At 44.0% G+C, this 12,106-nt stretch carries 9 protein-coding genes; all 9 read right to left on the bottom strand.

Features of this window, described 5'->3' with window-relative positions:
- Positions 1 to 3 precede the first annotated feature (3 nt).
- Positions 4 to 285 carry a hexameric tyrosine-coordinated heme protein gene (locus AACU32_RS18845; RefSeq protein WP_096602253.1) on the bottom strand — a complete coding sequence of 94 codons (282 nt, stop codon included), beginning with the start codon at positions 283 to 285 and terminating at the stop codon, positions 4 to 6.
- A 106-nt stretch (positions 286 to 391) separates the two neighbouring features.
- Positions 392 to 919, bottom strand: a complete 528-nt coding sequence (locus AACU32_RS18850; protein ID WP_096602254.1) for a universal stress protein — start codon at positions 917 to 919, stop codon at positions 392 to 394.
- A 458-nt stretch (positions 920 to 1,377) separates the two neighbouring features.
- A complete protein-coding gene (locus AACU32_RS18855; protein WP_096602256.1) occupies positions 1,378 to 2,025 on the bottom strand; it encodes a nitroreductase in 648 nt (215 codons plus the stop codon).
- Positions 2,026 to 2,068: 43 nt separating this feature from the next.
- Positions 2,069 to 2,812, bottom strand: coding sequence for an SDR family oxidoreductase (locus tag AACU32_RS18860; protein ID WP_096602258.1), 744 nt, complete (start codon positions 2,810 to 2,812; stop codon positions 2,069 to 2,071).
- Between the two features lie 125 nt (positions 2,813 to 2,937).
- A complete protein-coding gene (locus AACU32_RS18865; RefSeq protein WP_096602260.1) occupies positions 2,938 to 3,345 on the bottom strand; it encodes a hypothetical protein in 408 nt (135 codons plus the stop codon).
- A 19-nt stretch (positions 3,346 to 3,364) separates the two neighbouring features.
- On the bottom strand, positions 3,365 to 4,303 hold the full coding sequence (locus tag AACU32_RS18870) for an NAD-dependent epimerase/dehydratase family protein (RefSeq protein WP_096602262.1): 939 nt from the start codon (positions 4,301 to 4,303) through the stop codon (positions 3,365 to 3,367).
- A gap of 245 nt (positions 4,304 to 4,548) precedes the next feature.
- Positions 4,549 to 5,076: a thioredoxin domain-containing protein gene (locus tag AACU32_RS18875; RefSeq protein WP_096608071.1), complete on the bottom strand. Its 528-nt coding sequence runs from the start codon at positions 5,074 to 5,076 to the stop codon at positions 4,549 to 4,551.
- Positions 5,077 to 5,347: 271 nt separating this feature from the next.
- Entirely contained in the window at positions 5,348 to 5,998 is a 651-nt protein-coding gene (locus AACU32_RS18880) for a response regulator (protein ID WP_339378069.1), read from the bottom strand.
- A 90-nt stretch (positions 5,999 to 6,088) separates the two neighbouring features.
- Positions 6,089 to 12,082 carry an AAA family ATPase gene (locus AACU32_RS18885; protein ID WP_096608072.1) on the bottom strand — a complete coding sequence of 1,998 codons (5,994 nt, stop codon included), beginning with the start codon at positions 12,080 to 12,082 and terminating at the stop codon, positions 6,089 to 6,091.
- Positions 12,083 to 12,106: the final 24 nt, after the last annotated feature.

Raw genomic sequence — 12,106 nt, forward strand, 5'->3', positions numbered from 1 at the left:
ATATTACTTGCGCCAGTAGTTATTAGCAGCTGCGATCGTGGCAAACTCTGTTGCAACCGTCTGTCCAACTGCAATCAGCATCATGGCATCATTGCCATAAACATCTCGCAGTTGGTTGCGTTTTTCTTCATCCGGCTGAGTCAATTTAATAATTAATCGTGACATTTTGACTGCTAGTTGTCGTCCTTCTTCTGGGGTCTCAGTCAATAGTGAGTTATTGGGAACTAATGTAACTTCGGGTGGCTTTACAACAGGTGAATTGGTCGGGGCTATTACATTATCCATGTCAAAAATTCCTGAATTAGCGTTTACTTGAGAACAATTTCAATTCCACGACAACAACTAAGGCAAAAGCTTGAAGTTTATGAATCTAACTTTTGCATTACCCTTGTTAATGAACTACTTGAGCTTCATTGACTACGGGTACTTCCGATTTAAGAGGAACTGGAGTATAAACAATATGCACCGAACAAGGAGCATGGTGAACAACATAATTACTCACGCTGCCTAAAATCAATTCATTCAAACCAGAATGTCCTCGACGACCGATCACAATTAAGTCAGCGCCCCAAGTTCGAGCAACTTCACATATATTCCGGCTAGGGTTGCCAGAATTTTGGGTGAATTCAGTACTTACCCCTGCATTGGTTGCTTCTTCTGTATACGATCGCAATAACTTGAAACCCTCTTCTTCGTAAGTTTGCCACTGCTTCCAATAATCCTCTAGAAATTCTCCATTCAATGGGTGGTATTCGACAGTAAGCAGTGTAGGTGTTTGGGGGCTATCCTTTTCTTCACTAGATAGGATATGCAACAGCATCAGGCTTCCTTTAGTTGCCTTTGCTAGAGTAAGAGCTTCATCAAAAACAGCATTACCATTTGGAGAACGGTCAATCGCAGCTAGAATCTTTCTAAACATAAAACCTCCTGAATCAAACAAATCAAAGAATTTTTAAACCATATTGAGAAATCTTCATCTTTACTTTCTTATAAATAAAAAACTTCAGCGGAAATCATTTATTGATGACAGTAGGAATGCAGATACTCTTTTAGACTTGCGTTTAACGTCTAGTGGTCTTTCCCAAAAGTTTTGATGAGTAAATTAACTTTTCCATTTCTCTTCTTTTCTTTCCTCCTTCGTGTACTTCGCGTCTACCCTGCGGGAACAACTCCGTCGAATGCGGTTCGTTTTTTTACCTTTCAAAATTAATGGGACAGACCACTAGTGTTCTGTTACATCAACTTTGACGAGTAGATAAATTCTTCAATTTCTCTTCTTTCCTTCTTCCTTCACGTACTTCGCGTCTTCGCGGTTCGTTCCTTTACCCTTCAAACTTTACTTGACAAACCACTAGTAGAAAAAAATCCAGCCTTATGTCAATCGCCCTGAAACAAGACGTTTTTCTCAACGGACTCACGGCTTATATGCAAATGATTAGCACAGAAATCAGGATCAGGATAGCCAACGGCTAAACCACAAATGATTAATAATTCCGGTGGAATGTTCAACTCGTTGCGGATGATTTCGGGATAAGTCGCTAGCGAAACCTCTACGCAAGTGCCAATGCCACGAGCGGTTAGGCTTAACACCAGCGTTTGTAAATACATCCCTACACTTAAAGCATCGGCAAAGCCCAAATCTTGGTGCATACAGACGATACCAACTACAGGTGCGCCAAAAAATTCGTAATTATGCAGAACGGCCAACTGTCTGTTCACTTTATCGTCACGAGCAATCCCCATCGCACCGTAGACTTGCGCTCCTAGTTCCTGGCGGTAATGCTGAAAGGCAGAAGGCAGAGGAGAGACGGTGGGCTGCTGCTTGGCTTGGTTTAGCAAAGCCTCTTGCAAGCGATCGCGGCATCCGTCTTGGGCAAACACCAATCGCCACGGCTGGATGTTTGAATTCGATGGTGCGAGCTGCGCTAGAGTCAGGGCTTCATCGAGCAAAGCCCGTGGCACTGGTTGGGGTAAGAATTTACGTGTTGAGTGGCGGTCTTTAATAGTTTGGTCAAGATCAAACATATTTTATCAACCTCTATGAGAAATAAATGCGATCGCTAAACAGTTATGCGCTGAACCCTCCGTCAATCATCAGGTTTGCGCCGGTGATGTAACCGGACTCAGGGCGGGACAGATAAGCAACCAGCCCCGCAACCTCGTCAACCGTGCCGTAGCGGGCTACCGCAATCTGCTTTTTGAGCATCTCAGCAAACTCCCCCTCCGAGGGATTCATATCTGTAGCGATCGGCCCGGGCTGCACGTTGTTGATCGTAATCCCGCGTGGGCCAAGGTCACGCGACAGTCCTTGCACAAGCCCTTGCAGAGCAGATTTACTCATGGCATATACACCGCCACCAGGAAATGGCATACGTTCGGCATTAGTGCTGCCGATGTTGATGATGCGTCCGCCCGCTTTCATGTGCTTGACTGCGGCTTGCGTCGCCACAAACACCGCACGCACGTTAATGGCAAAAGTTCGATCAAAGTCAGCCAGTGTGAAATCGTCGATTGGGCCGATCGCTAGCACACCCGCATTGTTGACGAGAATATCAATACTGCCCAATTTGTTCACAGTCTCTTCAACAGCTGCGACTACTGCACTGGCATCGGCACTGTCGGCTTGGATGGCAAGAGCCTGGACACCTAATGCTTGCGCTGCCTGCACGATTTCGTTAGCCCGGTCGGGTGAACTGGTATAAGTGAAAGCGACATCAGCACCTTCACTTGCTAAACGTTTGACGATCGCTGCCCCAATGCCGCGACTGCCTCCAGTAATGAGTGCGCGTTTATTCTTGAGTATGTGGTTCATTTAGATACCGTACAATGAGAAGTTGGCTAATTTAGGGTGTATTTCTAATGAAAGAAAACTGCTCTAAATTGGAAGCAAGCAAGTAAACAATAACAGATGATGGTGATTAAAATAATCAAAACAATTCATATAACCTTTTCTGGTTCCTGAATCGTTTTCAATGCCCAGATGCCAACCCAACAGCCGAATCCATCCAAAACTAATGTTAGGACGGCTGTGATTTGGAATAGCAGACCCCAACCTGTAAAGGAAACTTGAGACACATGATCCGAACTAATCACAATCAAATGATTGTAGATTCCAAAAATGACTGATGCTGCCATTGAAAAGAGCAAGAGCCAGCTACCAATGCGGTAAAACTGTGTCCAAAGTAAAATGACTGCAATGATGGGAATCGCATAAATCACAATACCCACAAATAAACTCTGAAGTATTGAGAGGGGAACAGGGATTTCCACGTGTGCTAAACCATGTAATCCATGTACGATTGCATGGATGACCGTGATCGCTGTTCCATATTGAGCAATCTTCATCTTTCTCTCCCTTAAATTTTTAACTGGCATGAGCCACGGCGGTGTTAACCATCCATTCCAAGGGTCGAGGCTGAAAATTTAATTCGCGTTTTGCCTTAGCATTCGATGCGCCTCGCATCTGAGTACCATAATAAACAGCATCCGCACCACTAATTCGCAAAGCATCCTCAACCGATACTTGCGGAGGTGGTGGAGCATTGAGCCATTGGGCATAAGCTGAGAGCCACTCGCGCACTGTTAAGGGGTGATCGTCCGTAATCAGGTAAATGCCAGGGTTGCCTCGCTCTGCTGCTGCAACTGTGGCGATCGCTGCATCTTCAATGTGTAACCATGACCAGACACCTTCCCCATTCCCAACAATCGGGAACTGTTGCTGGCGCACCTGTTGGGCAACATCGCCATCGGGAGCAAACCATGTACCAGGCCCGTAAAGGAAGCCATAACGCAGAGCAATTCCTTCTAGGTTGGGGTTCCCTAGTAAGTCACGCTCGATTTCAGTGACTATGTGAGCATCTGCTGCTACCGCAGGCGAGGCATCAAAAGCTAGTGGCGTTTCTTCATCTGCTAATCCAGTACCGGGAATCGCCCAGAATGCGATCGACTGCCTCAGATAACGGCGCACGCCAGACGCTTGTGCTGCCGCCAGCACATTAGCACCCCCTTCTCGACGGATGCGAGTATTCAGGCCTGATGCTGCGCTCATGGACTCGCTAGTATAGGTTTTGGGTAGGGAAGTGAGTTGTTCAATCACTACTTCCGGCTGAGTGCTGGTGATGGCAGCTTTAACAGCATCGGCATCGAACACATCTGCGATCGCCAATTCCACACCTTGTTCCGCTAAAGTTTGTGCTTTTTCTAGAGAACGTGTCAACGCAACTACTTCATGTCCTTGCGCTAGCAGTTGCGCGATTAGCGTCCGACCGATCACTCCCGTTGCGCCTGCAACAAAAATCTTCATTTATGAACCTCCTGTTGAAACCTGTGAAATATTTGAGAATCTTTAGTTGTGAGAATTTAGCTTAAATTTAACCAACTTTGGGGGTTTAAGTCCCCTGCTTCTACAAGCACCATATTTTGGGTCTGGGTTTAAATCCCCATCACAAAACGTAATTGCGAAAGCGTTGCGGAGCTTTCGCTTTTAGCGTCTCCAAAAGTTGCGAATTGTTTTAAGATTTATTTCTAGCTTGTGTGTTGGCGTAGCTTCTAGTCGAGAATCGCTGCGAGTAATCTCTCTGTATCCCAAGCGTCTCTATAGCGAATTTTGTTAACGAATAAAGCTGGTGTACTGCTAACACCACTTTGTATTCCACCTTGCATATCTTGAGTCACCCGTTCAGCATGAACATGATCTGTCATGTCTCGCAGAAATCGATTAATGTCAAGCTCGATTGCACTGGCATACTCTAGAAGATATCCATCGTTAAGGGCAGATTGATGCTCAAATAAAATGTTGTGCATTTGCCAAAACTTATTTTGCGCGGCGGCGGATTCTGCCGCTTCTGATGCCTTTTGAGCTTGGGGATGAAGATGAATTTGGGGAAAATGACGGAATACAAAGCGCAAGGGGATCTGTTGCTGAATCGCTTGAATCATTCTGTAAACCTCACGACAGGAAGGACATTGATAATAACCGTATTCCACTAAAACAACTGATGCCTCTATTACTCCTTGAATGTGATCCTGTTCTGAAATAGGCATGAGCAACTTGTTGCTATCGCTTGTCTGACTCATTGCTGTTTTATGCATTATGTGGATAGCATCTTAGCGATGAAAATGCTAGAAATAATACTAAGAAATTGAATATCGTTTCTTGATTCTAAGAATATAAAAATTGACCCCACTTTGTCGCATCCCTTGTGGGGAGTTTTTGTACTAACAACAGGGATAGGGATCAACTTACTCTTAGGGATAGGGATCAACTTACTCTTAGGGCTAGAAACAAACTATCCTCAAGAGCAGGTGATAATTCTGAATTTATTCTTCTGTTGCTTTGGCTGAATTCTTAAAGTGTAATAATACCGCGCTTGAGCGCAACAATCATCGCTTGAGTTCGATCGCTTACTCCCAGTTTGCCTAGAATATTTTTCACATGGAATTTGACCGTTCCCTCAGCGATCGCCAAAGCAATGCTAATCTCTAAGTTACTCTTACCTGTTGCCATCAGGCGCAACACTTCCAATTCGCGATCACTCAGTTCTGGACTCCGCAACCGTTCTGCTAGTTTTGCGCCCACGGCAGGGGGAATGTACTGCTGACCTCTGTGAACTGACCGAATTGCTGTCAGTAGTTCGTCTGGTTCTGCATCTTTTAAAACATAACCTTTTGCGCCTGCTCGCAGTCCCCGATAGATGTCTTCGTCGCTGTCATAGGTTGTCAAGACAATGATTCGAGCGTCGGCAAACTCAGCGCAAATGGAAGCGATCGCTTCCACGCCACTGAGTTCCGGCATCCGCAAATCCATTAATGTGATACTGGGTTGATGTTGGCGGAACAATTCTACTGCTTCGTAGCCATTGCAGGCTTGCCCAACCACAGTCATATCCAGTTGATAATCGAGTACAGCTGCTAGACCTTCTCGCATAAATGGATGGTCGTCAGCGATCAAGATGCAGATTACAGAGGAGTCAGGTGTAGTGGGTGAGCATTGGGTCACGTCGCTTTGCTCCGAATTCAAAATTAAAGACACTCATAAATAAACTTATTGGCTCTGTATCAAATGGCTCTGTATCCTTTTCATTTTCGGTCATGGCGTTTGTACTCTCACTACAATTTCTGTGCCTTGTCCCAAGTGGCTAACAATCGTCAATTCTCCTCCAATGCGTTGGGCGCGTTCACTCATTCCCAGTAACCCAAAGCCCCGACTGACTGATAAACTTTGGCTTTCAAACCCTTGCCCATTGTCTTTGATTTGCAAGACGACTTGCGATGATTCATACCGCAACTCAACGCGGATTTCGCTGGCATTGGCATACTTAAAGGCATTGGTTAACCCTTCTTGCCCAATGCGAAGTAAATTACTTTCCACCTCTTTAAGTAAAGTATATGGTTTGCCGATCACTTCGCAGACGACATGCACTGATGTATGAGAAAACATCTGAGACGCGAGGCGGTCAAGTGCGCTATGTAAATCCCCTTCTTCTAATATCTGCGGACGGAGCGCTTCTACTGAGCGACGGGCATCCGTCAGCCCGGAACGCGCCAAGATGCGGCCTGTTTTGAGGTGTGACTGGGCAGCATCTGGATCGAGGATAAGACGTTGGGAAGCAGCATCTAAGTGAACGATGATACTAGTAAAAGCCTGGGCTAGTGTATCGTGGATTTCTCTGGCCATGCGGTTGCGCTCTTGTAGAATTGATGCTTCTTCAGCACGTTGGCGTTCCCGTAGTGCAGCGTTGCGCTGTTCGCTAATGTCTGCAATCAAACCATAGTATCCTTTAACTTGAGCGTGGCGATCAAAATCGGGAATGGAGGTGACAGCAAGATACTTTTTGCCCAACGGGAAAGGGACTTCTGCCTCATAGGTTATAATCTCCCCTGCTAGCGCTCGATTCATGTACGGTTCAATAATTTCAAAACTTGCCTCGCTCATGACTTCACGAACCTGCTTACCCAAAATTTCATCTCGACTACGGTTAAACCAGACCTCATAAGTTCGGTTGACAAATCGATAGCGCCGATCTGTATCTATATAACAGATACAAGCGGGGAGAGCGTCGGTAATCAATCTTAGTTCCTGTTCTCTCTCGCGCAGTTCTGCCTCGCTTTTCTGTAAAGCGGCTGTTCGTTGAGCTACTTGTTGCTCTAAGGTACGATTATAATTTGCTAGTAATTGCTCTGCTTGTTTGCGTTCGCTGATGTCTTGAAAAGCTGCGATCGCATAAATCACATTGCCCTGTTCGTCAAATACTGGAGTTCCCCACCCTTCAACTGGAACGATCGCATTGTTTTGGCGAATTTCTAAATCGTCAATTCTTGTACGATCGCCTTTCAACGCCCGCATCACTGGCAAGTTCTCAATGGGATATGGTTGCTCTGTTCCCGCTAGATAAAGTTGATAAATTTCTGCAAGTTGCTCTGGTGTAGCACCAGGAATAATTCCTTTGCCTAATAGTTGAATTGCCTGTTGATTGGCGTAGCAAGGGCGACCTAGTGTATCTACGACTCCAATTCCTACTGGCACTGCTTCTAGGAATTGTGCCATCTGACTTTCGCTCTTTTGTAGTTTGGAGTAGAGTTTGGCATTTTCAATAGCGATCGCTGCTTGGGTTGATAACAGATGTAAAACTTGCGATCGCGTAGCGTCTCCTTCGGAGAATCGCTCCGGTGTAAATGCCCCAGATGCTAATTGATTTTCCAAATACAATACTCCTACGAGCTTACTTTGATTCAGCAGTGGTAAACACAGAAGTGATTGAGTTTGGTTGTGTTTAATATATGGCTCATTAATAAAATGACCCTCACGAGTTGCATCATTTAAGATCACAGATTCATGAGTCCGAATTACATAATTAATAATTGATTCAGGCAGGTGATTTGCCGTTGAGATAGATTGCAGTACTTGTGTAGAATAAATATTTTCGCCAGCCACATCATTTAGTTCACCAGAAGCTTCAATTACCCATTCTCCGGATTTTTCCAAAAGTAAAAATCCGGTTTGTGCGCCAGCATTCTCGATTAATATCTTCATCAAGGAACTAAGCAACTGCTCCAGTTCAATTTCACTAGAAATAGCAAGGGAAGCTTTCATCACCGCCGCCAAATCGAAAGCGATGTCTGAATGATTAGAGGTGGTGACAGAAGTTTTTGGTATTGGCGTATGAGCCATGCTCGATGATGGAGGAAATAGCTGCGGATATCGAGTTTCTAAATCCTTGACCTTCGCCGTCGCTCCCCAACGTTCATAGCAGTAGTGAGCTTCTTTCATATAGGTTCGGGCAATCTTTTCCCTCCCACGAGATAGGTAGAATTTTGCTGCTAATTCATAGGCTAATGCTTCTTCTTGTACATATTCATTTTCTTTAGCCCCTTCAATGGCTTGCTCATAGAACTCTTCTGCTTCAAGCAATTGACCTAAAACTCGTGCTTTCTCTGCCTCGACTAGGTGGTATTTATGCAAATGATTCATGGGCGCATAATGTGCCCATAGCTGCATTTTCTCCTGGTTAACTGCAACTTCTTTAAGAATTTCTGACTGCGCTTGAGTGTTGCTTTCAAGATAGGTTGCGAGTCTTGCCAGAGAGCTATAGAAATAGTACAAAGGAACAGGAGGTGATGATGCTACATAGCTCACATACTGTGCCGTTACAATTGAGTTTTCGACTGCTTGGAAATACTCATAAAATAAATAGCACAGAAAAAGTTGGTAGAAGTGTACGAAAAAGATTGAGGTTCCATTATTTTCTGTTTCATTTTGTCGCAGTCTATTCTCCTCATTGTAGGCTTCGCCAACTAGACAGATAGGATTGACCGAGCGTTCCATCAAATTTAAGACAACCTGATGATGCATCTGAGTCCAAGTCAGTGCTGCTTGCTGTTTGAGTTGACGGATTACTTGGCTGTACATTCTGATCTCGCGTTCAAGCTCCACGAGTTCCTTACCTACAAAGACACATAGTAAGCAGTAAACTTCAGCACAGTAGGCAGCAAACTCTGAATCTCCTGTTTCCAATCCACTTTGATAGCCTTCTAGTAATGGCTGCAATGTTTCTCTAAAATGCTTTTTCCAGTGAATGATGAAAATATTCACGCTCAACAATGTTTTGGCTTTGAGTGCTTGGGTATCAGGTTGTGACAACTGCCTTAAAGCTAACTGCCCAAACTCGTAGCCAGACTCTATGTCTCCCACCGTCCTACAAAGAATGAATCCATACAAGGCATACGCAAAGGGAGACACCAAGGCATTGCTATATTGGATTGACAAACTGACCTGTTTTGATGCAAACAATGGCAGCATATCCGGGGCAGCAAGATGGGCAGCAATCATGATACTTGATAAGATTCGCATCGCCGCCAACTTGTCCGGTTCAGCTATTTTCGGCGAATGAACCAAATCCTCGCTCCGCTTTTCCTTAAGGAGTGATGTGATTGTGTCAAGTTCAAGCTGAATATCTGACTGGCTATGCGTTTTGGGAAAACTGATCCCCAGTTGCAGTAAGACTTGCAATCCAGTATTGATCGCTTCCAATAGCTGCTCCTGCGCGATATAGGTCTGAATTTTGACTTCGTAAACCTTTACGCTGTCAAGAACCGTTTTAGCTGATTGTAAAACGATCGCCATCCAGGATTCTACATCTGCAAAATCACCACATAGGAATGAAACTTCTGTAGTTTCTGAATGTAGTTCTAAAGTAAAATCATAGTTTGTTTGCCAGCTTGAAGCTGCCAGCCATGCTCGTCCTGTCGCTAAATATTTTTTTGCTACACTATAAGCGATCGCCGCTTTTGCTTTCTGACCTGCGATTAAATTTAATCGAGCAATTTCATTTCTTTCTGGTTGTTCTGTGACAAGCTCAATCCCGTAATTCAGATGATCGACAATTTCAAACAGCCTATCTATTAGTCTCTCTGGCAAAGTTTTTTCTAGTAAATTGCGACCAATTTGTAAATGAACAACTTGTTTTTGCGACTCATCAATTAAAGTGTAAGCTGCTTGCTGCACGCGATCGTGCAAGAACTTATACTCTTGAATCAACAAGTTTTCATCTAATTCAGAGAGGGGTTGAATTAATCCAACTTGCATTACTGCTTGTAAATCTTGAAAAACCGTTTCAGGTGGTTGATCACAAACAATCGACAACGTATCTAAATTAAATTCAGCACCAATGCAAGCAGCTAACTGAATAATTTGCTGTGTGTTGTCTGGTAGTTTCTTCAACTTGTGAAGCATCAACTCCACAACATTATCAGTGATATCTTGGGCTTGAATCTGAGAAATGTTCCACTGCCAGCTTAAATTTTGAGCATCAAAGATCAGCAGATTTTCGCTATATAGCATTCTCAAAAACTCGCTGACAAAGAAAGGATTGCCCTCAGTTTTACGAAGCACTAACTCAGCTAAGGGACGAACGGTGTCTGCATTTTGATGTAGTGTCTCGGCAATCAACTGACTCAACGGTTCAAGGGTTAATGGTGTCAGGATCATCTCCTGAAGCACTGCCCCTTTTTTTCCTAATCTCTCTAGCATTAATGCTAATGGATGTGTTGAATTTACTTCATTATCTCGATAGGCTCCAATTAAAAATAGGGATTGGGTTTGCTCATCCAACAGCAACAGCTCGATTAACTTAATCGTTGCCGAGTCTATCCACTGCAAATCATCTAAAAAGATCGTAAGGGGATGTGACTCTGAACAAAACACCCGCACAAACTCCCCAAAGATGCGATGAAAGCGATTTTGAGCTTCAGTTGCTCCAACGGATGATACAGGTGGCTGCTTGCCAATAATTAATTCAACTTCCGGGATGATATCAATGATGATTTGTCCGTTGGTTCCTAAAGCTATTAACAGTTGCGATCGCCACTGCAACAACTGCTCATCAGGTTCACCCAGTAGTTGTTGCACTAATTTTTGTAAAGCATCGGCGATCGCACTGTAGGGAATATTGCGCCCAAATTGATCGAATTTCCCCCAGATAAAATAACCGCGCTTTGCAGTAATGGGTTTGTAGAGTTCCTGCACTAATGCTGATTTACCAACCCCAGCGTAGCCCGATACCAACATCATCTCGACTTGGAATTCAGAATTTTCTTCATTCTTATGTTCATTCCCCGTTCCTGCTACTCTGTCAAACGCTGCTAATAATGCTTCAATCTCTGCTTCGCGTCCATACAATTTTTGGGGAATTTGAAACTGATCGCAAACGTCTTGAATACCCAGTTGAATACTGCCAATTTGACCTGTTTCTGCGAACTGGCAAAAACCTGTTTCTAAATCTGCTTTGATACCCCAAGCACTTTGATAGCGATCCTCTGCATTTTTTGCCATCAGTTTCAAAATAATATCTGAAACTGCTCTGGGAATCGCTGCATTTAGTTCGTGAGGACTAACAGGCTGTTTAGCAATATGACAATGGACTAGCTCAAGTATGTCCGTTGTTTCAAACGGCAGATGTCCGGTTAGCAGTTCATAGAACGTCACACCAAGGGAGTAAAAATCGGTGCGGTAATCGAGCAAACAGTTCATTCGTCCTGTTTGCTCTGGAGAAAGGTAGGCGAGTGTCCCTTCTAAAACATGAGGACTTTTGAAGGTTGGATTTGTGCGATTAAATTGGGTGGCAATTCCAAAATCAATAATTTTGACAACGCCAGTATCAGGATTAAAGACTATGTTTCCAGGGTTGATATCTTTATGAATGACATTGGCTGCATGAATTCTGCCCAAAATATCGGTGAAGGCGATCGCCAGACTAAGAAAAGTGGATAAAGGCATGGGACAGAAAATGTCTGGACGCTTGTGCATCCATTGCTCTAAAGACTCTCCCCCAAAATCTTCTAAAAGAATCATCAAAGTGCGTTGATAGTTTTGCTGGCTGTATGCTTTGACAACTCCTTCCAAGTTGAGGGAACGAGTAATTTTATATTCCTGTCTGTAACGGGTTAGTTCTTGAGGTGAGGGATAATCAAGCTTTAGCATTTTTACTATGATCGCGACCCCATCCTCTCTAATGCCCCGATAAACTAGAGAATTAGAACTTTCATATATCTTGTTTTGGATGGCAATACCAGGTAGAGCAATCATAGAGCAACTCTTAAGATTATAATC

The sequence above is a fragment of the Calothrix sp. NIES-2100 genome (genome assembly GCF_963875285.1).
In the GTDB taxonomy this organism is placed as follows: Bacteria; Cyanobacteriota; Cyanobacteriia; order Cyanobacteriales; family Nostocaceae; genus Aulosira.